The 25,414-nt window shown below is 60.3% G+C and carries 17 protein-coding genes; 2 read left to right on the top strand and 15 right to left on the bottom strand.

Features of this window, described 5'->3' with window-relative positions; genetic code table 11:
• Positions 1-48: 48 nt before the first annotated feature.
• Positions 49-1,200, bottom strand: coding sequence for a molecular chaperone DnaJ (dnaJ, locus tag KSX58_RS04455; protein ID WP_039775144.1), 1,152 nt, complete (start codon positions 1,198-1,200; stop codon positions 49-51).
• A 52-nt stretch (positions 1,201-1,252) separates the two neighbouring features.
• Positions 1,253-2,380 (bottom strand): heat-inducible transcriptional repressor HrcA, encoded by a 1,128-nt coding sequence (gene hrcA / locus KSX58_RS04450; protein WP_021912843.1) that lies wholly within the window; start codon positions 2,378-2,380, stop codon positions 1,253-1,255.
• A 374-nt stretch (positions 2,381-2,754) separates the two neighbouring features.
• Here hrcA and tkt point away from each other — a divergent pair, with 374 nt between their 5' ends.
• Positions 2,755-4,863 carry a transketolase gene (gene tkt, locus KSX58_RS04445; RefSeq protein WP_033499477.1) on the top strand — a complete coding sequence of 703 codons (2,109 nt, stop codon included), beginning with the start codon at positions 2,755-2,757 and terminating at the stop codon, positions 4,861-4,863.
• 89 nt (positions 4,864-4,952) lie between these two features.
• Positions 4,953-6,056 carry a transaldolase gene (gene tal, locus KSX58_RS04440; protein WP_011743200.1) on the top strand — a complete coding sequence of 368 codons (1,104 nt, stop codon included), beginning with the start codon at positions 4,953-4,955 and terminating at the stop codon, positions 6,054-6,056.
• A 170-nt stretch (positions 6,057-6,226) separates the two neighbouring features.
• On the opposite strand, the gene KSX58_RS04435 is transcribed toward tal, so the two are convergent.
• From KSX58_RS04435 to KSX58_RS04375, 13 genes are all read right to left on the bottom strand, one after another.
• Positions 6,227-7,759 (bottom strand): aminotransferase class I/II-fold pyridoxal phosphate-dependent enzyme, encoded by a 1,533-nt coding sequence (locus tag KSX58_RS04435; protein ID WP_003809207.1) that lies wholly within the window; start codon positions 7,757-7,759, stop codon positions 6,227-6,229.
• 157 nt (positions 7,760-7,916) lie between these two features.
• A complete protein-coding gene (locus KSX58_RS04430; protein WP_003809206.1) occupies positions 7,917-8,765 on the bottom strand; it encodes an HAD family hydrolase in 849 nt (282 codons plus the stop codon).
• Positions 8,766-8,852: 87 nt separating this feature from the next.
• Complete coding sequence (gene secG, locus KSX58_RS04425) at positions 8,853-9,101, bottom strand: preprotein translocase subunit SecG (RefSeq protein ID WP_003809205.1); 249 nt, start codon at positions 9,099-9,101, stop codon at positions 8,853-8,855.
• 98 nt (positions 9,102-9,199) lie between these two features.
• Positions 9,200-9,994 (bottom strand): triose-phosphate isomerase, encoded by a 795-nt coding sequence (tpiA, locus tag KSX58_RS04420; RefSeq protein WP_003809204.1) that lies wholly within the window; start codon positions 9,992-9,994, stop codon positions 9,200-9,202.
• Between the two features lie 125 nt (positions 9,995-10,119).
• Complete coding sequence (gene pgk / locus KSX58_RS04415; RefSeq protein ID WP_021913443.1) at positions 10,120-11,325, bottom strand: phosphoglycerate kinase; 1,206 nt, start codon at positions 11,323-11,325, stop codon at positions 10,120-10,122.
• Positions 11,326-11,456: 131 nt separating this feature from the next.
• A complete protein-coding gene (gene whiA, locus KSX58_RS04410; protein ID WP_003809200.1) occupies positions 11,457-12,407 on the bottom strand; it encodes a DNA-binding protein WhiA in 951 nt (316 codons plus the stop codon).
• A gap of 154 nt (positions 12,408-12,561) precedes the next feature.
• A complete protein-coding gene (gene rapZ, locus KSX58_RS04405) occupies positions 12,562-13,494 on the bottom strand; it encodes an RNase adapter RapZ (RefSeq protein ID WP_003809197.1) in 933 nt (310 codons plus the stop codon).
• A complete protein-coding gene (locus KSX58_RS04400; protein ID WP_021913444.1) occupies positions 13,494-14,432 on the bottom strand; it encodes a shikimate dehydrogenase in 939 nt (312 codons plus the stop codon). Before KSX58_RS04400 ends, rapZ begins: the two co-directional genes overlap by 1 nt.
• 65 nt (positions 14,433-14,497) lie before the next feature.
• Complete coding sequence (uvrC, locus tag KSX58_RS04395; RefSeq protein WP_021913445.1) at positions 14,498-16,840, bottom strand: excinuclease ABC subunit UvrC; 2,343 nt, start codon at positions 16,838-16,840, stop codon at positions 14,498-14,500.
• Positions 16,837-19,824 carry an excinuclease ABC subunit UvrA gene (gene uvrA / locus KSX58_RS04390; protein ID WP_021913446.1) on the bottom strand — a complete coding sequence of 996 codons (2,988 nt, stop codon included), beginning with the start codon at positions 19,822-19,824 and terminating at the stop codon, positions 16,837-16,839. The genes uvrC and uvrA overlap by 4 nt, the downstream gene beginning before the upstream one ends.
• Positions 19,825-19,899: 75 nt before the next feature.
• Positions 19,900-21,135, bottom strand: a complete 1,236-nt coding sequence (locus KSX58_RS04385; protein ID WP_217735737.1) for a DUF3322 and DUF2220 domain-containing protein — start codon at positions 21,133-21,135, stop codon at positions 19,900-19,902.
• Between the two features lies 1 nt (position 21,136).
• Positions 21,137-24,595, bottom strand: a complete 3,459-nt coding sequence (locus KSX58_RS04380; RefSeq protein WP_217735738.1) for an ATP-binding protein — start codon at positions 24,593-24,595, stop codon at positions 21,137-21,139.
• Positions 24,595-25,365 (bottom strand): DUF4194 domain-containing protein, encoded by a 771-nt coding sequence (locus tag KSX58_RS04375; protein ID WP_227561770.1) that lies wholly within the window; start codon positions 25,363-25,365, stop codon positions 24,595-24,597. The genes KSX58_RS04380 and KSX58_RS04375 overlap by 1 nt, the downstream gene beginning before the upstream one ends.
• Positions 25,366-25,414 lie beyond the last annotated feature (49 nt).

Below are 25,414 nucleotides of genomic sequence, written 5' to 3'. Positions count from 1 at the left end.
GGATACGGACTTCTTTCACATGTCCCGTATTCGATTGGATTGCGAAAACTAGCGCAGCGCGTCCTTCAGCTTGGAGAAGAACCCCTTCTTCGCGCCGGACGACGGACGGGACTTCACGACAACATGCTGGGCGTCCGTGTCGTGCATCTCGCCGAACCGCTCAATCAGCTCCCGCTCGTCATCGGACAGCTTCTTAGGAATCTCCACCACTACGTGCGCCACCAAATCGCCGCGCTCGTTCTTGTCGTCGAGATGCGTGACGCCGAGGTTCTTCAACGTCACGGTATCGTCCGGCTGGCTGCCGGCTGGGATATCCAGCGTCTGCCTGCCGTCGAAGGTGTCGATTTCGACTTCGTGCCCCAATACGGCCCAACTCATCGGCACCTTGATCCAACAATGCAAATCGTCGTCATCACGAGTGAACATGTCATCCGGCTTGATGCGGATATCCACATACAAATCGCCCGCGACGCCGCCATTTTCGCCGACCTCACCCTGATTAGCGAGACGCAGACGGGTGTTGTTCGCCACGCCGGCCGGCACCGCGACGCCGACATTGCGGGTGACGCGCACGCGGCCATGGCCGAGGCAGGACGGGCACGGCTTCTCGATGACCGTTCCATGGCCTTCGCAGCGTTCGCATGGCGCGGTGGTCATCATCTGGCCGAGCATGGTGCGTACCACGCGCTGCGCATATCCCTGACCGTGGCAGTCGGGACATTGTGTGGGCTGTGTGCCGTTCTGGCAGCCGGTGCCGCCGCATTCCTGGCACAGGCCGAACGTGTTGACCTTGACGTGCGTGGTGTCGCCGAACACCGCCGTCTTCAAATCGATGGTCGCGGAAACAAGCGCGTCACGCCCCGGCTGGGTGCGCGGAGTCGGTCCACCGCCGGTGCCACCGAATCCGCCACCGGTGAACATGCTGAAGATGTCCCCCATATCGCCGAATCCGCCACCGAATCCGCCACCGTGCATGCCGCCCGCATTCGGATCGTTCGGATCGACGCCGGCATCGTACATCTGCCGTTTCTTAGGATCCGACAGCACATCGTACGCGTTGTTGACTTCCTTGAACTTGTCTTCGAATTCCGGACCTGCGATGTCGGGATGGTATTTGCGGCTCATCTTTCGATACGCCTTTTTGATCTCGTCGTCGCTTGCCGAACGGTCGACGCCCAGCACTTCGTAATAGTCCGTCACGATTATTCTTTCTCCCTGTTGGTTCTGCGTGTCATTGTGCCATAAGGCGGGGTCAGTCGGCCGGCTGACCTTCATCGTGGGCGAGGAACGCCGTCAGATATCTGGCGACCGCCCTCACGGCGGCCATGGTCGCCGCGTAGTCCATATGCGTCGGCCCGATCGATCCGACGAATGCGACCGGTTCGCCCGCCTGCTGCGTATCATCACCGCTTTGATTTTCCGTCTGTGATGATGCGGCCGCATGCGTCGCGCCGTCCGTGGCGGCCGCGGAGGTACGCCCGTAGCCACTGGTTACCACTGAGGCGTGCAGCAAACCGGGCGTGTGCGTTTCGGAACCGATCGCCACTCCGACGCCGTCGGATTGCGTGGTTTCGCTCAGCGAGCTCATCAACTTCATGAGCACCACCTGCTCCTCCAACGCGTCGAACAGCGGGGCCAGGTCGGCCACCGTGCGTTGATGCGCAAGCCGTGAAGTGCCCGCCATGTACAATTCGCTCGCGCGTTCGTCATCCGCCATGCCATCAAAGGCCTGCGCAAGCGTTTCCGCAAGCGTGCTGATCGCATGGTATTCCTTGCGCGCTCCCATCTGTCGTACGCAATCGGCCGTGCGGGTCAGCGAAACGCCGGAGCATTGCGTGTTGATCTCGTTGGTCAGATGAGTGAGCGTCGTCACGTCCGGCAATTTCGTGACGTTGAGGATATGCTGCGCGACACGGCCGGTATCGGTGATCACTACGGCAAGCAGCGTATTAATGGACACTGGCACGATTTCGATATGCCGCAATGTCGACTTCGACAGTGACGGCGCGGCCACGACGGCGACCTGTCCGGTGATCTGCGCCAGCAGCCGGGCGGCCCGCTGCAGCGTGTCCTGCAGATTGACCGATCCGGACAGAAAGCTGTTGATGCCGCGGCGCTGGGCCTCCGATAGCGGAACGACCGTCGCCAAACGGTCGACGAAGTAACGGTACCCTTTTTCGGTCGGCACCCTGCCGGCCGAAGTGTGCGGCTGAATAAGATAGCCTTCATCTTCCAAGGCCGCCATGTCGTTGCGCACGGTGGCGGAGCTGACGCCGAGGTCATGATCCCGGGTCAGTGTGGTGGAACCCACCGGTTCCTGAGAACGGATGTAATCCTCGACCACGGCACGCAACACCAGCATGCGTCTTGATTGCGCCATGCGCGCCTCCTTATGCATAGGTGTGTGCCGGTACGCCTTATGTTTGACGGTGCTGATGAGACGTACCCGGAAAACTTCTTTTAATGTTTTAGCACTCCGGCGCCCGGAGTGCTAATTCGTTCGCTTCCAGAGTAGTTTCCTTCATGCGGCAAAGGCTTGCGGCGACTGGCATTGGGAGATATATCGACAAACGAACATCTGAAGTTCACGCGAATGTTAATTGTGAGCGCTAACAGCACACAAACTACCAAAACACGCCAAAATTTCACCACAACGTCACCTCACATCGCTACTATGGGAAACGCAATGTGAGGGCGTCGAGCGCTCGGCACAAGCCGGATACGCGGCCCGACCAATTGGAAGGAAAGTAATCCATGACCGAATTCAAGGAGACCGAGCTGGACGAACGCGCCATCAAGATGGCCAAGGTCCTGTCGGCCGACGCGGTTGAGCGTGCGGGACACGGCCACCCGGGTTCCCCCGTCTCCCTGGCGCCTATCGCCTACACCCTGTACCAGCACTTCATCAAGCATGATCCGAACGACCCCAACTGGGAAGGCCGCGATCGTTTCATTCTTTCCGGTGGCCACGCCTCCCTCACCCAGTACGTCCAGCTGTACTTCTCCGGCTACGGCCTGACCCTGGACGATCTGAAGAACTTCCGTGGCGGCGCCGACACCCGTACCCCGGGTCATCCGGAATACGGCCTGACCCCGGGCATCGAAATGACCACCGGTCCGCTGGGCCAGGGCTTCGCCTCCGCCATCGGCTTCGCCTATGGCCAGCGTTTCCAGCGTGGCCTGCTCGATCCGGAAGCTCCGGAAGGCGAGTCCCCGTTCGACCACAACATCTGGGTCATCTGCGGTGAAGGCGATATCGAAGAGGGCATCTCCGGCGAAGCCGCCTCCCTCGCCGCCAACCAGCAGCTCGGTAACCTGACCGTGATCTTCGATGCCAACCGCATCCAGATCGAAGGCGACACCAACCTGGTGCTGGCCGAGGACGTGCTCAAGCGCTTCCAGGCATACGGCTGGTACACCGACGAGTTCAGCTTCATCCAGCCTGACGGCTCCTACAAGGAGGACGTCGAAGGCCTGGCCGACACCATCGCCAAGGCCCGCGCCGCCGCCCCGAACCAGCCGAAGCTCATCAAGGTCGACACCCTGATCGCATGGCCGACCCCGGGCAAGACCAACGACCCGTCCTCCCACGGCTCCAAGCTGGGCGCCGAGGCCGTCGCCGGCCTCAAGAAGCTCCTCGGCTACGACCCGGAGGAGTCCTTCCACGTTGACGAAGAGGCCCTCGCCCACGCCCGCAAGGTCGCCGAGCGCGGTCTCGAAGCCCACAAGGAATGGGACGAGAAGTACGACGCATGGCGCAAGGCCAACCCGGACAAGGCTGCCCTGTACGACCGCATCAAGGCCGGCGAGCTTCCGGAAGGCTTCGACAAGGCCATCGATGACCTCGAGGCCACTTTCGAAGTCGGCAAGAACGTCGCCACCCGTGGCGCTTCCGGCTCCACTCTGAACGCCATCGCAGCCGTCATGCCGGAACTCTGGGGCGGCTCCGCCGACCTCGGCGGCTCCAATAAGACCGACCTCAAGGGCGCTGAGACCTTCGCCCCGGCTGAGTGCGCCACCAAGCAGTGGCCGAACTGCAGCAAGTACGGCCGTCAGCTCCACTTCGGCGTGCGCGAGTTCACCATGGGCACCATCACCAACGGCATCCTGCTGGGCTCCCACACCCGTCCGTACGGCGGCACCTTCTTCATGTTCTCCGATTACGAGCGTTCCGCCGTGCGTCTGGCCGCCCTCATGCAGATTCCGAACCTGTACGTGTGGTCCCACGACTCCGTCGCAGTCGGCGAAGATGGCCCGACCCACCAGCCGGTGGAGCATCTGGCTTCCTTCCGCGCCATCCCGCAGCTCGAGGTCGCTCGTCCGGCCGACGCTTACGAGACCGCTGAAGCCTACCGTTACTTCTTCGAGAAGAAGAACACCCTGCCGACCGCTATGGTTCTGACCCGTCAGGGCGTCCCGGTTCTCGCCGAGACCGCTGAGAAGGCCAAGGACGGCGTGAAGAAGGGCGCTTACGTGCTCGTCGACACCGAGGGCACCCCGGACGTCATCATCATGGCCACCGGTTCCGAAGTCCAGTGGGCTGTGTCCGCTGCCAAGACCCTGGCCGGCGAGGGCATCAAGGCCCGCGTCGTGTCCGTGCCGTGCGTGGAATGGTTCGAGGAGCAGGACGCCGAATACAAGGAGGCCGTGCTTCCGGCCGCCGTCAAGGCCCGCGTCTCCGTCGAGGCCGGCGTTGCCATGCCGTGGTACAAGTACCTCGGCTCCTACGGCAAGCCGGTGTCCATCGAGCAGTTCGGCCTGCAGGGTGATGGCGCTCAGAACATGATCGATCTGGGCATCACCGCCGAGCACGTTGTGGAAGCCGCCAAGGCCTCCATCGCGGAAGTCGAAGCCGCCAAGTGATGATACGGGGAGGGACACGACAGCATGCGCCCCTCCCCTTTCACCGATAAACAAGATTTGATCCAAAAAGGTATCAAGGAGAAAAAACAATGACTGAAGCAACTCAGCGCACCTCTGACTCCGGTGTCTCGATCTGGCTGGACGACCTGTCCCGCTCCCGCATCGAGTCCGGCTCTCTGCAGGATCTCATCGCCAACAAGAACGTTGTCGGCGTGACCACCAACCCGTCCATCTTCCAGAAGGCTCTGCACGAGGTCGGCCCGTACGATCCGCAGCTGAAGGAACTGGGCAAGGTCGACGTTGAGACCGCCGTGCGCGAGCTCACCACCACCGACGTGCGCAACGCCACCGACATCTTCCGTGAGGTTGCCGAGAAGTCCGATTTCGTTGACGGCCGCGTCTCCATCGAAGTGGATCCGCGTCTGGCTCACGAGACCGAGGCCACCGAGAAGCAGGCCGAGGAACTCTGGGCCAAGGTGAACCGTCCGAACGCCATGATCAAGATTCCGGCCACCCTCGAAGGCCTGCCGGCAATCACCGCCACCCTGGCCAAGGGCATCTCCGTGAACGTCACCCTGATCTTCTCCCTGGAGCGTTACGAGCAGGTCATCGACGCCTACATCGAGGGCATCGCCCAGGCTGACGCCAACGGCCACGACCTGAAGCACATCGGCTCCGTCGCTTCCTTCTTCGTCTCCCGCGTGGACACCGCTGTGGACAAGCTGCTGGAAGCCAACGGCTCCGACGAAGCCAAGGCTCTCGAGGGCAAGGCCGCTGTGGCCAACGCTCGCCTGGCTTACGAGCTGTTCGAGAACAAGTTCGCCAACGATCCGCGTTGGGCCGCTCTTGAAGCCAAGGGCGCCAAGAAGCAGCGTCCGCTGTGGGCCTCCACCGGCACCAAGAACGCCGCCTACTCCGACTGCAAGTACGTCGACGAGCTCGTTGCTCCGTTCGTCGTCAACACCATGCCGGAGAAGACCCTGAACGCTCTCGCCGATCACGGCAATGGCGCTCCGTCCATCAAGGGCACCTACGAAGAGTCCCACGCCATCATGAACAAGCTCGCCGATCTGGGCATCAACATCAAGGATGTCACCGACAAGCTGGAAGCTGACGGCGTAGCAGCCTTCATCAAGTCCTGGGACACCGTCCTCGCCGACGTCCAGGCTGGCATCGACCGCGTCAACGGCTGAATCATTCGCTGATACAGCACCGTTAAACGGATAAAAGCCGAGAGGTCTCCATCTTTTGATGGAGACCTCTTTTTCGTATGCCGAAATAATACGCGCAGAAGACATACGGAAAGACAAAAAGGCCGCGATATCAGATCGCGGCCATAATCGAAAGAAAAGCGAACCGAAAATCAAGCCTGCCAATACGTGCTGAAGAAGTCGCCGATTTCGCCGATGGTCTCCTTCAACATGCTGATGCGAGGCAGATAGACCACACGGAAGTGGTCCGGTTCCTGCCAGTTGAACGCACCGCCGTGGCTGATGAGGATATGCTTGTCATGCAGCAGGTCAAGCGCGAACTGCTCATCGGAATGGATGTTGAACTTCTTCACATCGATCTTCGGGAAGATGTAGAACGCCGCTTTCGGTTTGACCGCGGTGATGCCTGGAATATCGTTGAGCATGTTGTACACCAACTCGCGCTGATCGTAGATGCGGCCGCCGGGCACCAGATAATCCTTGACGCTTTGATGGCCGCCCAATGCGGTCTGCACCACCGACTGCGCAGGCACGTTCGAGCACATACGCATGTTGGCCAGCATGTTCAGACCCTCGATGTAATCCTTGGCGAGACGCTTGTTGCCGCTCAGCACCATCCAGCCGACACGCCAGCCGGCGATCATATGGGACTTCGACAATCCGGAGAACGTCACGCAGAACAGGTCAGGCGCAAGGGACGCGATGGAGATGTGCTCCAACCCATCCATGACCAGACGGTCGTAGATCTCATCCGAGAAGATCATGAGCTGGTGCTCTCGCGCAAGATCGACAATCTGCTGAAGCACTTCCTTCGGATACAGCGCGCCGGTCGGATTGTTCGGATTGATGATGACGATCGCCTTGGTCTTGTCGGTAATCTTGGAACGCATGTCGTCGATGTCCGGATACCATTCGGAATCCTCATCGCAGACGTAATGCACCGCGGTTCCGCCGGCCAGATTCACGCAAGCTGTCCACAGCGGATAATCCGGCGACGGCACGAGTACCTCGTCGCCGTTGTCCAGCAACGCGGATAAGGACAGGTTGATAAGTTCGCTGACGCCGTTGCCGGTGTAGATGTCGTCGATGGACACGTTGGGGATGTTCTTCAGCTGCGCATACTGCATGATGGCTTTGCGCGCGGAGAACAGGCCCTTCGACGGCGAATAGCCTTCCGTGTCGGGCAGCTGCTGCGACATGTCGTAGACCACTTCATCCGGCGTGCGGAAGCCGAACGGTGCCGGATTGCCGATATTGAGTTTCAGGATGTGCGTGCCGGCGGCCTCCATGCGCGCGGCCTCGTCGGCGACCGGTCCACGGACGTCGTACAGCACGTTGTCGAGCTTGTGGGATTTCGTAAAAGTGCGCATGGTTCTTCCTTCTGTCGGTTGCTCGGATGCATCGTCAACATGGTCGGGCTGTTCACCGGCAAAATCCGGCAAAATCGCGGCATGCTCTTCCATGGGAACATCCTTGCCCATCAGCCAATCCTCGTTGACCCGCAGATACGCGGCAAGGAAATGCGCGATATCGGCACGGGGAACGGTTTTGCCACTGACGTATTGGCTCATATGGCTTTTGCCGAGCTTGATATTGAACTTTTCCGCAGCATGAACGAAATCAATCTGTTTAAGCTCGCGTAATGCCATGGCATCATTCAATCTGGTCGAGAATGATTCCGTCATGCCTATCCTTCCAGTTCAATTTAAACAAAAGCTAGTTCAAAGAATAGCACGACAGGGCACCAAGAAAGACAAAGAGTTCAATTTTGGTGGATGTGTTTCATGCCGCTGCATGAATGAGTTCAATTCCGTGAAAAGACTCCATGTGGGGGGGGGTCGGTCAAAGCAGATTGTTCTCAACCCATTGGGCCACGCCGTCATCATTGTTCGAAGGGCAGATCTCATCGGCGATTTTCAACACGTCGGGGTTCGCGTTGGCCACGGCCACTCCCCTGCCGGATTCACGAAGCATGGCGATGTCCACCAAATCGTCGCCGAATGAGACGGTCCGTGACAACGGCGTCGACATGCGATCGGCGAGGATGCTCAATGCATGCTCCTTATTGGCCTGCGGATTCATCAGCATCCACAGCGAGCCTTCGGAGATATGCACGTCGAAATCGTCGGGGATGAGCCGTCCCACACGCTTCCACTGCTCCTCGTTCGGGAACAGGATCAGCTTGTCCGCGGTGCCGTCCGGAACGTCATCGAAATCCGTGTATCGCCAGGTCTGCGTCTTCCAGTATTTCGTGACGTCGAAATTCGTGTACCTGACATCATCCATGACGATGCCCACTTCCATGCCAGGCAGTTCCTCCAGCAGGTACTTGCAGACCTCGCAGGCCCTTTTCGAAGAGAATCCGATCTTCTGCAGATGTCCGTCCTTCGGCAGTGTCGGTGAGGTGAGCATATCGTAATCGGACGAGACGGGGTTGAAATCCAACAGCGCCCCGTTGAGATAGGCGACGGCGTCAACCGGAAGCTTCTGCACGAACGAGTAGCCGGTGCTGACCGGTCGCGCGGTCTCCACCACGAATTTGATGCCGGCGTCGTGCATGCGGTTGATGCTGTCAATGGATCGTTGCGTCAGGAAACGGTCCTCGAAAGTCTTTCCGTCGTGCAGCAGTGTGCCGTCCAGATCGGCGACGACCATGGTCACGTCATCATAGGTGTTGTTTGTCGAAGTCATTTGAATCCTTTGCGGGAGCAATCTAGCCGGAGACAAGTTTGGCCCATGACCGTGAAGCCGGTCATGGGCCAAACCAAATTACGTCAATCAGATGAGGTTGAATTTCGTCATCAGACCGAGGGCGATGATGATGGCCACCCACAGCAGGGCGATGATGACGGTCCAACGGTTCAGGTTCTTTTCCGCGACACCGGAGGAACCCGCGTTCTGGGTGAGTCCGCCGCCGAACATGTCGGACAAGCCGCCGCCTTTACCCTTGTGCATAAGGATAAGCAAGGTGAGCAAGAGGCTGAGGATGACAAGAAGAATCTGCAGCACAAGCTTGACAGTAGCCATAGCGGACACGGGTGAACCTCCAGTTCGTAAACACTGTTTCTGATAATAGCGCATGGTGTTGAAAAAATCGAGCGTCCAACCATGCTTTTTAAAAGTTTTCAGGCGGTTGTTTCCAATGTCAGCTTGCAGATGCGTGTGAGTTCATCGACCTTCAACGCGGAGCCGCCGATCAGGAAGCCGTCCACATCCGGCTCGTTGATCAGTTCCACCGCGTTTTTCGAGGACACCGAACCGCCGTACAGGATTCGCACCGTTTCGCCGACCCGTGTTCCGAACGTATCGGACAGGTCGTTTCGGATCGCCCTGGCCGCGTCCTGTGCCGACTGAGGCGTAGCCACCATGCCGGTGCCGATCGCCCATACCGGCTCGTACGCCACAATCAGCTTCGCGGCCTCCTCATCGGACAGGTCCCGCGTCACGTCGTGCACCTGGCCGACCGCGAAATCGAGCTCTATGCCTTTGCGCCGTTCCTCGTAGCTTTCTCCGACGCAAAGTATCGGCTGCATGCCGGCAGCAAGCACGGCCCTCACCTGGTCGACGATGTTCGCGTCGTCTTCGGGATGGTATTTGCGTCGTTCCGAATGGCCGACGATCACGTACGAGCAGCCGAGATGGGCGATCATATCGGCGGAGACGTCGCCGGTGAACGCTCCCTGCGAGGTGACTGAGACGGCTTGGGCCCCGTAGCGGATTTTCAGATTGTCCGATTCGACGGCGACCTGCACGCTGCGGAGTGAGGTGAATGACGGCATCAATGCGATTTCGCAACGTTTGTAGTCGAAATGGACGGCCCGAAGATTCCATGCAAGCTGCTGTACGAAATACGTCGCTTCAAGATGATCGAAATTCATCTTCCAGTTTCCGGCCACCAAAGGAATCCGTTTCGGCCCCATAATATTCGTCGTCTCCCGTCCGTGCTCGTCAAAGCGAAAGGTCGTTCTTGTGACATTGTATGCGAAATACGCAAAAGGTGCTCCCCCACCCACTGATGAGGAAGCACCCCTTCATGATTCTGAGATCAGTCGAGCACCTTCAGGCCCGGCAGTTCCTTGCCCTCGAGGAACTCGAGGGAGGCGCCGCCACCGGTGGAGATGTGCGAGAAGCCATCCTCCGGGAAGCCGAGGTTGCGCACTGCGGAAGCGGAATCGCCACCACCGACGATGGTGAATGCGCCGGCAGCAGTGGCATCGACGAGAGCCTGGGCCACGGCCTTGGTGCCTTCAGCGAAGGTCGGGACCTCGAACACGCCCATCGGGCCGTTCCACACGACGGTCTTGGAATCGACGATCTTATCGTGGAAGAGCTTCTGGGATTCCGGACCGATGTCCAGACCCATCTTGTCGGCCGGAATGGCATCGGCGGCCACGACTTCCGGAGCGATGTCCTCATCGGATTTCGGGAAGACCGGGTTGATGACGACATCGGTCGGCAGCACGAGTTCGACGCCGTTCTTCTCGGCGCGCTCCATGTAGCCCTTGACGGTTTCGATCTGGTCCTCTTCCAGCAGGGAGGTGCCGACCTCGTAGCCCTTGGCCTTGAGGAAGGTGTACGCCATGCCACCGCCGATGACCAGACGGTTGGCCTTGTCCAGCAGGTTGTCGATCACGCCGAGTTTGTCGGAGACCTTGGAGCCGCCGAGCACGACGGTCAGCGGACGCTCCGGGTTCACGGTGGCGCGGGACAGTGCCTTGACTTCCTTCTCGACCAGCAGGCCAGCGGCGGCCGGCAGATCGGCGGCGACATCATAGTTGGAGCCCTGGGCGCGGTGCACGACACCGAAGCCGTCGGAGACGAAGACCTCACCGAGAGCGGCGATCTTCTTGGCGTATGCGGCACGCTCCTCCGGATCCTTGCTGGTCTCCTCCGGGTTGAAACGCACGTTCTGCAGCAGCACGACGTCGCCATCGTTCATAGCGGCGACCTTGGCCTGGGCGTCCTCACCATAGGTGTCGGCAGCCAGCGGAACGGTGATGCCGAGCAGCTCGCCGAGACGGGCGGCGACCGGAGCCAGGGACAGTTCCGGAACGACCTTGCCCTTCGGACGGCCGAGATGAGCCATCAGAATGACCTTCGCACCCTGTTCGCGCAGAGCCTTGATGGTCGGCAGGGCGGCCTTGATACGACCATCATCGGTGATCGTGGTGCCGTCCAGCGGAACGTTGAAATCGGCGCGAACCAGAACGCGCTTGCCCTTGAGATCTCCAAGATCCTTGAGTGTCTTCATGTATATCCTTTCCTAGCCGCTTGTAAGCGTGGAATGGCCATATTGCCACTTACGCATAATACAAGCCCAAACGAACAAAAAACACCATACGACGGAAAAGTCGCATGGTGTTTTGTTTCCGGAAACGAAAATCAAGCCGCTTGACGGCGTGCCTTCTCCGTTTTCTCAGCCAATTGCAGCAGTCGACGGATACGTCCGGCGATCGCGTCCTTGGTGATTGGCGGGTCGGCGAGACGGCCCAGCTGCTCAAGGGACGCGTCGGCATGGTCGAGTCGGAGCTGGCCGGCGGATTTAAGATTGTCCGGAACGTCGTCGCCGAGGATTTCAAAGGCCTGGCGGACCTTATCGCAGGCTTCCGCGGCGGCCTTGGCGCTACGGCGCATGTTGGCGTCATCGAAGTTCGCCAGACGGTTCGCCTTGCCTCGGGCCTCTCCGTCGGAACGCTTTCCGGTCCATTCGCGGGCGGAATGAGGGGCGCCCATGAGGATGAGCATGCGTTCGATGGCATCGGGGTCGCGCAACGTCACACGTTCGGAGCTGCGCAGCTTACGCGGCTTGGCGGTGATGCCGAGACGACGCGCGGTGGAGACCAGCGCCAGCGCGGCCTCATGATTCGGACATACGATTTCGAGATAGCTGGCCTTGCCCGGGTCGGACAGGTGTCCGCCTGCGAGGAACGCGCCACGCCAGGCGGCCTTGATCTGGGCGATCTTGCCGTTGATGATGTCGCCCGGCAGACCCAGCACCATGTTTTTGGTGTAACGGCTGTACAGGCCGGTCTGCAGCACCAGAGCCGCGCTGCCCTTGGGGACGCGGACTATGAAGCGCTGCACCACGCCGGTCGGCGTCTGCCTGGAAACGGGGGTAAGCGTGGCTTCGTGGCCGTACAGATTTCTGATGGTGTCCTGCAGCCATATGGCCGCGTCTTGGGAATCAAGCTGCGCCTGCACGAGAATGTGGTGATCCACCGAGTGCAAACCATTGCCGAATCGAATCATCGCAGTCGCCTGTGCCTTTTTGGCGATGGGCAACTCGTTGTCGATTGCGGCCAGCTCGCTTTTGACGTCATCCAGAAGAGCCAAGAGCCAACCTCCTACTTTCCTGTTCTTCCCTATAATTTCAGGCGAGTCGCGGACTCGACCCGCACTGCTACCGGCTTACTGTGATACCGAATAACTTGGACAAAGCCGGCAGCTTTTCTTTGTATTTGGATACTGTCTTCTCACAATGCGGTCATCAATCGGCCGAACGCTTGTCCAGCTCGCGGGCCGATACGGAGACCGTGAGACCACGCGCACGCAGGCGCTTGGCCAAGGCCTCGCTCATGGCCACGGAACGGTGCTGGCCGCCGGTGCATCCGAACGCGATGGTCACATAGTGCTTGTCTTCCTGCGCATAACCTTCGATGGCGATGGCGATGGCTTTCTCGTAGGCGTCAAGGAACTCCTCCGCGCCCTCGCTGGAGAGCACGTAGTCGCTGACCGGTTTGTCCTTGCCCGTCAGCGAACGAAGCTCCGGCACCCAGAACGGGTTGGGAAGGAACCGGACGTCCGCCACGAAATCGGCGTCTATCGGAATGCCGTATTTGAATCCGAAACTGAAGATATGCACGGAAACCGTGGTCGGTCCGGAACCAAGCAGACCCTCGTACAGTTTCGTGGACAGCTGATGGATGCTCAATGCCGAGGTGTCGATGACGATGTCGGCGTGCTCTTTGAGGTTCTTCAGCAGGTCGCGTTCCTCAAGGATGCCGTCGATCAGACGATTGCCCTGCTGCAGCGGATGGGGCCTGCGCACGGATTCGTAGCGCTTGATGAGCACCTCGTTGCTGGCGTCGAGGAACAGGATGCGGGTCTTCACCCCAAGATCGTCCAGATGGCTCAGCACGGCGGACAGGTCGTCGAAATAGTCACGTGACCTCACGTCGATGACCGCGGCGAGTTTGTGGATGTTCGAACCGGAGCTGGTCATCATGTCCACCAGCGGGACAAGCAGTTTCGGCGGCATGTTGTCGACCACATACCAGCCCATGTCCTCGATGCTGTTGGCCGCGTGGGACCGGCCCGCGCCGCTCATGCCGGTGATGAGCAGCACTTCGAAGCCTGCGGCCGGAGAAGGCGCGCTCGTATGTCTGCCTGCCTGGTTGACGGCGTTGTTCTTTTCGTTCATCACAGGGCCTCCTTAAGCGCGGAGCGCATGGCATGCTCCAATGCTTCGACTTTCTGATGGCTGGTGGGCTCGGTCGGCGGATCGTTGTCCCATATGCCGGTCATCAGCCAGACTTGAATCATGGCTTGGTACAGCAGCATCTCCTCGCCGCCGATGGCGGTGCCGCCGCATGACCTCCAGGCCTGCATGAGCTTGGTCGGGCGGGGATCATAGACCACGTCGAGTAGCGTGCCATTCGTGACTATGCCGGCTGAGGCAAACGCCTCGGCGATCGGATCGGCGGCAAGGCCGGGGATGGTGTTGATGACGACGTCCGCATGGGACAGCAGATTCGCCGCATGGTCCATGGCGACGATGCTTATGGAGCCGACGCCCATATGGCTTTCCGCCAATGGTTCAAGCGCCTCGTTCTTATCGGGATGGCGTGCCACGACGGTGACATGTCCAATGTGGGGCATCTCGGTGCAGGCCGCCAAAGCCGAGGTGGCGGTGTTGCCATTGCCGATGATCACCGCCTCGCCGTCTTGTCCAGAATCCATCCGCATGCCACGTGCCCGATACGAGTGCTCGAAGGCGAGCTCAATTCCCTTCACATCCGTGTTGTAGAGCCTGATCGCAGGGATGGCGGCGTTCTTATCGTTCGCGCCAGACCAGTCGAAGACGGCGGTGTTGGCCACCTTCAGCTCTTTCGCCCACGCGTTGCATGGCACGCCATATGGCTGGATGGTCTTCTTCAACGGCATGGTCAGGCTCAGTCCCGCCCAGCTGGAATCAAGCGACTCCAAAAAATCCTCAAGCTCCGTCTCGCCGACCTCGTGCCTGCCATACGACCAGCTGTCAAGTCCTAGAGCTCGATAGGCCGCATTATGCAATACAGGGGAAAGCGAATGCGCGATGGGTTTGCCAAGGACCGCGCACCGATGGTCCACCTCGGTCATGTTCCCTCCCTTACTCTCACCATTCATCATGCTAACAACGCAGAAGCGATTGCTCGTTACAGATTCTATTTCTTTTCATCTTTCGGACTGTTTCCATCCGATTTCACTGTTCGGAGGGCATCCTCCGCCTTCGAAGCAATGTCAACGGACGAATGCAATGCCTGGTAAATGTTCTCGGCCTTGGCATGGCCGATGCCTTTGACCTGTTCGAAATCCTCCACGCTCGCCTCACGCATGGCGCGTACGGAGCCGAAATGGTTGAGAAGCCGTTTCTGATAGGCTTCGCCGATGCCGGGAATGTCGTCCAAAGCGGAACGCAAAGCTCCTTTGCGTCTGGTCTGACGATGGTAGGTGATGGCGAAACGATGCGATTCGTCACGCACCCGCTGCAGCAGATACATGCCTTCGGATTGTCGCTTGAGGATGATCGGATAGTCGTCATCCGGCACCCAAACCTCCTCAAGACGCTTCGCCAATCCGCAGACGGCCACATCGTCCACGCCGCAGTCGGCAAGCGCCTCGGCCGCCGCCATCACCTGCGGTTTGCCGCCATCGACCACGACCAGATTCGGCTTATAGGCGAAATGGCGACGGTTGGTGTTCTGCTGCACGGCATCCGTTTCAGGACCATTCGTGCCATCCGACCTATCATTTTGCGTGGCCATCCGACGCTCGTTGTCCATGCTTTCCCCGGAATCGCCGGCGATGTTGCCATGGCGGAAACGACGGGTCAACGTCTCATACAATGCGCTCAAATCATCCAACGCGCCCTGCCCGTCCGCACCTCGGATGGCGAAACGGCGGTACTCCGACTTTTTCGCGATCGCGTCTTCGAACACCACCATGGACGCTACCTGGAATGCGCCGCCGACTGTGTTGGAAATGTCGTAGCATTCAATGCGCAACGGCGCCTGTTCAAGCCCAAGAGCCTTCGCCACATCGTTCATCGCATCGGAACGTGCGCCCATATCGCTGATACGGCTCATCTTGCTGCGTGCCAACGCCTGCTTGGCATTGTCGTTGGCACGGTCCATAAGCTGTTTCTTGTCGCCTCTGCTGGCTACACGGATGGTGACGGCCGCTCCACGCAATCCGCTTAGCCATTGCTCAAGCCCTGCGCTGCGCGACGGTTCGATTGGAACGATCACCTCACGGGGAACAGGCGCGATTGGAGCCAGCAGGTCGGCACGTCCCGTCTGCTCCTGACGTTCGTTGCGTTCCTTCGTGGCCTGCGCACGGGCGATAGCATCCGTTGCGGTCACGATCTGTGTCGAACCGATCGCATTGCGCTGCTCGGTCACGACGGTCGAATCGGAGACGGCCGCGCTCTCCCCCGTGGTTTCCGAATATACCTGAGTGATCAGATCGGCGATCAACTCCGCGTCGCTCACATCTTCGACTCGCTCCACACTCCAGTTACGTTCGCCGCGAATTGATCCGGACCGCACGAAGAACGCGTGCACGCTGGCTTCAAGCTCGTCGGACGCGATGCCGAACACGTCGGCGTCGACATCCGAATCGAACACGACGGCGTTCTGCTGGACCACGGTCCCGAGCATTTTGATCTGATCGCGCAGCCGGGCCGCCTTCTCGAATTCCAGTTCGGCGCTCGCCTGCTTCATGTCGCGGGTCAGTTGGGCGATATACGATTTGCCGATTCGGCCGGTCATCACGCCGACAAGCTGCTCGCACATCCTGCGATGCTCGTCAGCGCCGATACGGTTCACGCATGGAGCGGAGCATTTGCCGATCGATGCCAATAGGCATGGACGGCCCGTCAACTGCGCCTTGTGGAACACGTTCTTCGAGCATGTGCGCACGGGAAACGTCTTCAGCAACGCGTCGAGGCTGTGCCGAAGATCCCATACCTTGGCGTACGGGCCGAAATATCTGGTATCGCGACGTTTGCGGCTGCGAGTCACCCATACGCGTGGGATGCGTTCGCCTGATGAGATGGCCAGATACGGGTAGGTCTTGTCATCGCGGAACACCACGTTGAATCGTGGGTCGAACTCCTTGATCCACGTGTATTCGAGTGTGAGCGACTCCAGTTCCGTACCCACTACCGTCCATTCGAGGCTGCGAGCCGTCAACACCATGGTCTGGGTGCGTGGATGCAGCTGGTAGAGCGGCTGGAAGTAGTTCGTCAGCCGGTTGCGCAGGTTCTTGGCCTTGCCAACGTAGATGACGCGCCCCTCGCCGTCACGCCACTTGTATACGCCCGGCTGCGCGGGAATGTCGGAGGTTTTCGGACGGAACAGGTCGCGAGTATCCCCCAACAGGGGCGCGCCGTTCTTGTTCACTCCCCTGCCGTCGGATTGGGTGCCGGCGTCCGATACTGCGGTTTCCCGTAACGCATCCGCCGTTTTGCGCCACACGTCCGGACTGTGTCGTTCGAAATCAGTCACAGCATATCCCTAAGGAACTTGCCCGTCCACGACTGTTCGCATTGCGCGACCTGCTCCGGCGTGCCTTCGGTGACGATGGTGCCGCCGCCGTCACCGCCTTCCGGCCCCAGATCGATGATCCAATCCGCGGATTTGACCACGTCGAGATTGTGCTCGATGACGATGACGGCGTTGCCCTTGTCCACCAATCCCTGCAATACGAGCAGCAGTTTGCGCACGTCCTCGAAATGCAGGCCGGTGGTCGGCTCGTCGAGGATGTACACGGTTTTGCCGGTGGAACGCCGTTGGAGTTCCGTCGCGAGTTTCACGCGCTGCGATTCGCCGCCGGACAGCGTCGGCGCCGGCTGGCCGAGCCGGATATAGCCGAGACCGACCTGCACCAGGGTGTCCAGGTAACGCGAGATGGACGGGTACGCCTTGAAGAACTGCGCGGCCTCCTCGATGGGCATGTTCAGCACGTCGGCGACCGATTTGCCGTTGTACTTCACTTCGAGAGTCTCGCGATTGTAGCGCTGGCCGTGGCATTCCTCGCAGTCCACGTACACGTCCGGCAGGAAGTTCATTTCGATTTTCAATGTGCCGTCGCCGTGGCATGCCTCGCAGCGGCCTCCCTTGACGTTGAACGAGAACCGTCCGGGACCATAGCCGCGCACCTGCGCTTCGGGCGTCTTGGCGAACAGCGTGCGGATTTTGTCCCATACTCCCGTATAGGTGGCGGGATTGGAACGCGGAGTGCGGCCGATCGGATTCTGGTCGACGTGGATCACCTTGTCGCACTGGTCCACGCCTTCCACGCGCGTGTGCTTGCCGGGCACGATGCGCGCGCCGTTCAGCTTGTCCGCAAGCACCGGATAAAGGATCTGGTTGACCAGCGTGGATTTGCCGGAACCGGACACGCCCGTCACGCAGGTGAACACGCCCAGCGGGAAATTGACGTTCAGGTTCTTGAGGTTGTTCTCGCGGGCTCCGACCACGCGCAGCTGCTTGGTCTTATGCGTCTTGCGGCGTGCGGCGGGCACTTCGATCTTCCGTCGGCCGGCGATGTAGTCGCCGGTGATGGAGCGTGGCGCTTCGGTGATTTTTCTGGCGGGGCCGGAATACACGACCTCGCCGCCATGTTCGCCGGCGCCCGGACCGATGTCGATGACCCAGTCCGCGTTTCTGATGGTGTCCTCGTCATGTTCGACGACGATCAGCGTGTTGCCGAGGTCGCGCAAATGATGCAATGTGCCGATCAGCCGTTCGTTGTCACGCTGATGCAGGCCGATGGATGGTTCGTCCAGCACATACATGACGCCCACCAGGCCGGAGCCGATCTGGGTGGCCAGTCGGATGCGCTGCGCCTCGCCGCCCGACAGGGTCTTCGCCGCACGCGACAACGTCAGATAGTTCAGGCCGACATCGTTGAGGAAGCCGAGTCGTGCGCGGATCTCCTTGACGACTTCGCCGGCTATCTGCGCGGCCGAGCCTTCGAGTTCTAGGCCGTTGATCCATGCGAGGCTCCGTTCGGCGGACATGTCGCACACGTCCGCGATGGACTCGTCGCCCACGGTGACGGCAAGCACTTCCGGACGCAGACGCCGCCCATGGCACGCCTGGCATGGCACCTCGCGCATGTACGACTCGTAATACTGCTTCATCTGGTCGGAATCGGTCTCGTCATGCCGGCGCATCAACGTGCGCACCACGCCTTCGAAACCGGTGGAATACTCGCGCATGCGACCCCAACGGTTGCGGTACGAGACCTGCACCTTGAAATCACGGCCATACATGATGGCGTCGCGCGCGTCCTTGGGCAGATCCTTCCAAGGCGTGTCCAGGTCGAAGCCCATCTCATCGCCGAGTCCCTCAAGCACATGGCGGTAGTATTCGCCGGTGCCTTTGGTCATGCCCCACGGTTCGATGGCGTTCTCGTTCAGCGTCTTGTCCGGATCGGGAATGACCAGTTCGGGGTCGATTTCCAGCTTGTATCCGATACCCGTGCATTCAGGGCAGGCGCCATACGGCGCGTTGAAGGAGAAGGTGCGCGGTTCGATCTCGTCGAGTTCCAGCTGATGGCCGTTCGGGCAGGCGCGTTTCTCGGAGAACGGCTTGCGACGGTCCGGATCCTTCTCGTCCAAATCGACGAAATCGGCGACGACCACGCCTTTGGAAAGCTTCAACGCCGTTTCGATGGAATCGGTCAGACGCTGGCGGATACCGTCCTTGACCACCAGACGATCCACCACCACTTCGATGGTGTGCTTCTTCTGCTTGGCGAGCTTGATGTCATCGGACAATTGCCGCATCTCACCGTCGATCAGCGCACGTGCGTAACCATCGCCACGCAGCAGTTCGAGCAGATCCTCGAATTCGCCCTTGCGGCCGCGCACGACCGGCGCGAGAATCTGGAAACGCGTGCGTTCCGGATACTTCAGCAACGTGTCCACCATCTGCTGCGGTGTTTGCGCGCTTACCAGGGCGCCGCATTCCGGACAATGCGGAATGCCGGTGCGGGCGAACAGCAGTCGCAGATAATCATAGATCTCGGTGATTGTGCCGACCGTCGAGCGCGGATTGCGGTTCGTGGTCTTCTGGTCGATCGAAACCGCGGGGCTCAGCCCCTCGATGAAGTCGACGTCCGGCTTGTCCATCTGCCCCAGAAACTGGCGCGCGTACGCCGACAGCGATTCGACATACCTGCGCTGGCCCTCGGCGAACAGCGTATCGAACGCCAACGAGGATTTGCCCGAACCCGACAGGCCGGTGAACACCACCATGCGGTTGCGAGGAAACTCCAAGTCCACGTTCTTGAGATTGTGCTCGCGAGCGCCTTGGATGGTGATTTTGAGGTCGTTGGGTAGGTGGGTGAGGTCTGCTATGAGTGAGTCGCCTGTTGTTTTCATGGGGGCTTTTTTAATTTCGCGTGTGAGGAATGCGTCGCTGGTGAGTACGCGTTCGACCACGACTTCGTTGTGTGTCGTGTTGTTGCGTTTGGTTGTCATGGTGTTCTTCCGCTTGGTGTTGCCTGTTCTGTTGTATAGGATAGCGTATTTTTGTTGTGGTTTCGAACAGGTGTTCTATTTGGTGTTGTTGTTTGGTATGTCGTTGCCGGGTATGTCGATTGGCCAGTGGTGTTGGTCGTGCAGGATGGTTGTGGCGTCGCGTATGGGGATGCGTTCCTGTTCGATGCGTAGGTATTGGATGTCTGTTCCTGTGCAGAGTGTTTCGTAGAGTTTGCGTTCTTCGGTGGTGAGTCCGGGTGTGGGTTGTGGGGTTTGTGTGGTGAGGGGTTTGTTTTTGGCGTCGAATTGGGTGCCGTATTGTTCGTATGTCCGGTATGCGGTGGTGTCCATCAGTATGGATGTGCATGGGATGCCGGTGGCGCGTAGTTTGGAGAGGATGTCGAGTCCGTTGGCGTCCATGTCGCCCCAGTAGATGATGTTGGGGATGGTGGTGAGCCATGGCAGGAGTGTTGTGATGTGTGATGTTGCGGCGTATCCGTTGCCGAGGATGCAGATGGCGTGTTCGACGGTGGGCATGGCCTGGTAGGTGTCTTTGTTTTCGATGATGATGGCGTGTTCGATGTCGGTTGGCTGGCTGCGGACCCATGGTTGGGTGACGATGAGGTCGGGTTGGTCGTGGTGTTCGGCGTCCATGAGGCGTAGTCGGAGTTCGTTCGGGCGTTCCTGGAAGGTGAGGTTGTCTTGTCCGGTGAGCTGGCATATCGCTTTGCGGCGTTGGGAGTTGGGTGCGCCGAGCCATTTGGCGCTGAATCCTGGGATGGGCGCCATGCGTGGGGTCATGGTGTGGCAGTCGTGGTTTGCGAAGTAGTGGGCGGCTTGGATGACGAGGTGGAAGTCGGTGTCGTCGTGGTCTTTGAGGGTTTTGGCGACGTTTATGGCGTTCTCCGGTTCGAGGCCGAATTCTTTGGCGAGCGCGCTCATGCGGTCGTGTTCGCGTAGGTAGCGTTCGCGGGTTTGTTTGGTGGCGATGCGGAGGGCGGTGTCGAGGTCGGGTATGGTCACGGAGTCGATGAGTGGGCTTTTTTGTTGGATGAGTCCGCTGGAGACGATTTTGGTTTTTTCGCTGGTTTCGCAGTGGTGTTGCCGCGCCCAGTCGCGGATGGTTTCGTTTTGGGCGCGGATTTGGTTGTAGTGCTGCTCTAGTTCGGCTTGTTTGGGCAGTCGGATGGTTTTGCGCAGCGGCCAGGATTCGTCGGTGTCGTACATGTGCCTGGTGAGGTGGGCGTCGACGTATTCGTCGAGTTTCCGGCGGATGTCCGTTTCGCCTGTGGTGTTTCTGGCCGCTGCCATATTATGCCTCCGTCGCGGGTTGCGTCTGCTTGACGGTGGCGTCTTGTGTTTCGGCTTGCGTTGCCGGCTCGCGGTCGAGCTCCTGCAGGTACGAGTTGCCGGTTGCGGGATCCTTGTATGCCACGTACGCTTTGTCTGCGATGCTGAGGATCTCGGCGGTTTTGCTTTCCGGCGCGGATACGATGATCTGGAAGCCGAGGCGCGGCAGCACGGTCAGGGCGCGTTTCGTGTAGCGTCCGTCGGCTTTGATGAGGGCTTCGTCCAGGAACAGCGTGGTGTAGGTGGGCTTGCCGGTCAGGTCGCCGCCGAGCAGGTAGATCAGGGCCGCGCCGTAGACGAACGAGGTGAGTTCCTGCAACGCGCCGCCGGACTTGCCGCCGGTGGAGCTGATGCGTTCGTCGGGCAGATCGTTATGGTGCACGATCGCGTAGAACGAGCTGCGCACGCGTGGATCGAGGTTGCGCGCACCGTATTCCTTGATGCCGTTCGTGTCGCGGATCTGGCCGAGTTCCGCCTGGAGCCTGCCGATGAACGTTTCGCAGCCTGCGAACGCCTTGCGCGTCTCCATGGGATTGCTGCGCGCGTTGCGTGTCCAATCGTCGAGCTTCGACATGATGCGGCCCAACGAGGATTTGAACTGCCGGTCGATCGGGTGGAAGTCCACGTGGAGCGAGAGCCTGCCGCCGCGGGGGCCGAACTGTTGGCCTTTGAGCATGCCGTTGATGCGGTCGAGCTGCTCCCTGACGTTCTCCTCGTCGGTGTTGAACGCGCGGTTGAGCTGTTGGAAGCTCATATACAGCTTTTCGACGCTGTTCGCATACTCCTCGTCGGTCGCGGCGCGGGTGACGAGCATGTTGAGGTTCTTGAGCTCGTCAAGGAAATACGGATAGTCCTCCACGCTCGCCATGACGGTGTCGCCCTCCGTGGAATGGTGCTTCAGATAGTCGCCCATGGCGCGTTCCGTGTCGGCGCGCAATTGGACGGCACGCTCGTCGATCTGCTGGAGTCTCGCACGCACGGTGTTGCCGATTCTGCGCAGCACGCGCACGTCGAACGGCGCCGTCCCCTCACGGTCGAAACCGCCGGCGATGCGCTGCGGCCGTTCCTGCGGACGCGACGTGTCGAAACAGGTCTCATACGTGTCGGCCAGCAGATTCGACACCATGTCGGACAATGCGGCATCGTCGAAATCGGAGTCGCCATGCATGTCGAGCCATGCCTGTTCGGCCTGGACGGCATGCTGCACGTTTTCCAATTCCGCTTCGGCACGGTACCTGTTCTTGCCCTCGTCGTCCTTCTGCCGTAGCAGCTGTTTCAACTCGTCCTGCAATTGTGCCAGTTCCGGATCGCTTTCGATCCGTTCGATCTGCAGACGGATCCGTTCCGCCTTCGTCTCGAGCCCGTCCACGTCGATCTTGCCCCATGGCAGATCCGCGACGGTCAATGCGAGCTCATGCTCGTCCTGCAGCAGAGTCATGGCGTTGGCCATCTGCCTGCCGCGGCGGTCGGCGTCCTCCAACGCCCGTTCCGCCCCGTCAAGCTGGCGTTCCAATTCGGCCAGATACCGTTCGTTCACGAAGCCGATGACCTGACGCAGGCCTTTGACGCCATGGAATCCACGGTCGCCGGATTTGATCTGCCCGTCGACCTGCACCTGCCGTTCGGCCCGGTCCATGTCGTCGATCGCCTCCACGCAACGCGCGTCGAACCGTTGCGACGCGGTCTGCTCCTTCAACCATCCGACGAACGGCGAATCCTCCTTGTACCGCAGCTTCGACGACATCCACCCCTCGTTGCAGGCCGAATCGTATTGCGCGTCGGTATCGACGAAACGCCAGGCACGCCGCGTCATACGCGTCGGATCGATCGTGCTGACCTTCGCGGCGAACCCCTGCTCATGCCGCTTGTCCACGAGAATGGTCTGCGCGATGGGCGCGTACGTGACGTCCATCGCCAGACGCCATTGCTCGTCCCCCTCGTCCACGTCCATCAGTTCGGCCACGTACGGCAGTTCCGTCTCGTCCAAGCCCGTCGCCCGTGCGATGAGCGTGCGCGCATGGTCCATGTCGTCGCTGATGCGCGTCCTGTGTTCGATCTTGCGCCGGTAATCCTGCCTCAACAGGTCGCGTTCGCCCTGCCGGGCGTGACGTTCCACCACCATCCGCTGGTATTCGGATCGCGCGTCTTCCAAACGCTTGTCGTACGTGTCGAGCGACAAGGCGAGCGCGGCGCGTTTGGCGTTCCATGTCTGCTCGTCGGCGGGGAGTCTGCCTTCGACGCGTTCGAACCGTTCGGCGATGGCGTGCCGTTGTCTGCGCGCCTCGTCGGCGTCCTGGCGTGCGCGTTCGAAGTCCTTGCCGAGTTGCTGCAGGCTGCCGCCGTCGATGCCGTTCATGCGTTCTTTGACGGCTTCGATTTGCGTGTCGAGTTCGTCGATGCGCTGCTGAGACCGGTCGATGGCGTCCTGGGATTCCTTGGCTTTGCGTTGCGCCGATGGCAGTCCGGCGCGTACTTCGCTGGCCATGCGCGACCATGTCCATGCGGCGAGCGTCGTCTCGCCTTGCTCGCGGTCGGGGTCGATGGGCGTGTATTCGCGGCGTTCGCTGGCTTGTTTGGCGTATTCGCCGTAGCGGGCTTGTATGTCCTGCAGGATGGCGACGCGTTCCATTTTGTCTTCCATGCTGTGGAAGTTCTCGCTGAACCGGTTGTAGTCGTCGACGGTTTCGCGGGCGAGCCGGATGGATTCGGGCACGTCGAGCACGCCCTGTTTGAAGATGTCGTCGAGTTTGGAGGGCGCGTCGGCGGATTGGATCTTGTGCAGGAGCCTGCATGCTTCGGCGCTTAGGCCCATGTCCTGCCAGATGGAGGCGTGGAACGCCTGCGCGTTGACGTGCGTCGTGCATCCTGGGTAGGTCTGTTCCATCAGTCCTCGCGTGAATGACGTGTCGCGGTGCCGGTCCATGAGGCGCGGGTCGATGGTCTGGTTCCAGGTGACGTATTGGCGGCGCAGTCCGTCCGGCCCGTCGCCTGCGGTCAGGTAGAGGAATTTTGCGCAGGACAACAGTCCGCCGTCGCTGCGGTTCGCGTATGTGTCGACGATCGCGCCCCAGATGTTCTGCGGGGTGCCGTCCGCGTCCCTGCCGCGCAGGAAGATCGGGGTCTCACCGTTTTCGCCGTCGCTGATGCCGATCATGCCGCGCAGGTACGTGTAGTCGTTGCGTTCCGAACGTCCCGAATTCGACGCCTTATTGTAGGGGGTGCCGGATGGGTAGAGCAGCGAGATCTGCGCGTCGACGAGCGTGGATTTGCCCGATTCGCTCGCGCCGGCGAGCAGGGTCACCGGCATCGCATCGTCCATGGACGGGCGGAACACGTGGTAGCCGCCGTAGGAGCCCCAGTTGACGATCTGCCGGCTTTGCAGCATCCAACGGTCGGAAACGATTTTCATGCCGTCTTCCATCAGTGTTCCCCTCCATCAAAAGCGTCATCGGCCGAATCGAAATCGAACGCGTCCTGCTCGACGCCGGACGAAACCGTCCCGGTCGAATCGGAAGTATCGCCACCATCCGCGCCGATGGACGAATCGTCATAACCATCGCCATCCGCGTCTTTCATACCATCGCCGTCCGTATCATCGGAGCCGAGCCACCGGTCGGCGAGCTTCTGGTCGAGCACCATCGGCACCAATGGCGTGAGCACGTACATGTTCTCGTCCCCCGTTTCCGCGAGATACCCGTAGGTGCGCATGCGCGAGATGACGGACGTGATCTTCTTCGCCGTGCCCTCCTCGTCGTTGCTGGCCGTGAGGAAGCCCGCTCCCGTGGCGAGCAGCGCGCGGATGTCGTCGAAGCTGATGAGCCAGTCGCCCGGCTTCGTCTTCTGGTTCTCGTACTCCAGCACCTTGATGCGCAGGGCCGCGAGCGTGGCGGCCTCCTCGCGGGTGAGGCTCACACGCGTCTTCAACGAGCGGATGTTCGTCTCCGCGTCCGTGACCGGCGACGCGTACATGATCCGGTATTTCGTGTTGTCGACCAGTCTGAGCATGTCGTTGTTCAACGACCGTTCCACGGCCTCGCGGTACTGGCACGCCCTGTCGTACAGGCTGCCGTCGATGTAGCGTTCGCGTTTCAGCGCGATCGCGGCCATACGCGCCTCAAGAGGCATGTCTCCCGTATCCCCGTCGAACAATGCCGGCCTGTCCCTCGTCATATCCGGCCCTTCGGACGGCATGCCGGATTCCGGGCCTGTCTCCTCTTCGATGCCGATGCCAGTGTCGAAT

Source organism: Bifidobacterium sp. MSK.17.10, assembly GCF_019129655.1.
Taxonomy (GTDB): domain Bacteria; phylum Actinomycetota; class Actinomycetes; order Actinomycetales; family Bifidobacteriaceae; genus Bifidobacterium; species Bifidobacterium adolescentis.
The sequence above is the reverse complement of the archived record's forward strand: the minus strand, read 5'-3'. Positions and strand labels throughout refer to the sequence as shown.

Bases quoted from the DNA above. Each gene is read 5' to 3' on its own strand.
- tkt (WP_033499477.1), top strand. From the start codon at position 2,755: ATGACCGAATTCAAGGAGACCGAGCTGGACGAACGCGCCATCAAGATG.
- KSX58_RS04430 (WP_003809206.1), bottom strand. From the start codon at position 8,765: ATGACTTCGACAAACAACACCTATGATGACGTGACCATGGTCGTCGCC.
- uvrA (WP_021913446.1), bottom strand. From the start codon at position 19,824: ATGACAACCAAACGCAACAACACGACACACAACGAAGTCGTGGTCGAA.
- KSX58_RS04375 (WP_227561770.1), bottom strand. From the start codon at position 25,365: ATGCCGTCCGAAGGGCCGGATATGACGAGGGACAGGCCGGCATTGTTC.
- hrcA (WP_021912843.1), bottom strand. From the start codon at position 2,380: ATGGCGCAATCAAGACGCATGCTGGTGTTGCGTGCCGTGGTCGAGGAT.
- KSX58_RS04400 (WP_021913444.1), bottom strand. From the start codon at position 14,432: ATGACCGAGGTGGACCATCGGTGCGCGGTCCTTGGCAAACCCATCGCG.
- rapZ (WP_003809197.1), bottom strand. From the start codon at position 13,494: ATGAACGAAAAGAACAACGCCGTCAACCAGGCAGGCAGACATACGAGC.
- tpiA (WP_003809204.1), bottom strand. From the start codon at position 9,994: ATGGGGCCGAAACGGATTCCTTTGGTGGCCGGAAACTGGAAGATGAAT.
- pgk (WP_021913443.1), bottom strand. From the start codon at position 11,325: ATGAAGACACTCAAGGATCTTGGAGATCTCAAGGGCAAGCGCGTTCTG.
- KSX58_RS04380 (WP_217735738.1), bottom strand. From the start codon at position 24,595: ATGGAAGACGGCATGAAAATCGTTTCCGACCGTTGGATGCTGCAAAGC.
- tal (WP_011743200.1), top strand. From the start codon at position 4,953: ATGACTGAAGCAACTCAGCGCACCTCTGACTCCGGTGTCTCGATCTGG.
- KSX58_RS04385 (WP_217735737.1), bottom strand. From the start codon at position 21,135: ATGGCAGCGGCCAGAAACACCACAGGCGAAACGGACATCCGCCGGAAA.
- secG (WP_003809205.1), bottom strand. From the start codon at position 9,101: ATGGCTACTGTCAAGCTTGTGCTGCAGATTCTTCTTGTCATCCTCAGC.
- KSX58_RS04435 (WP_003809207.1), bottom strand. From the start codon at position 7,759: ATGACGGAATCATTCTCGACCAGATTGAATGATGCCATGGCATTACGC.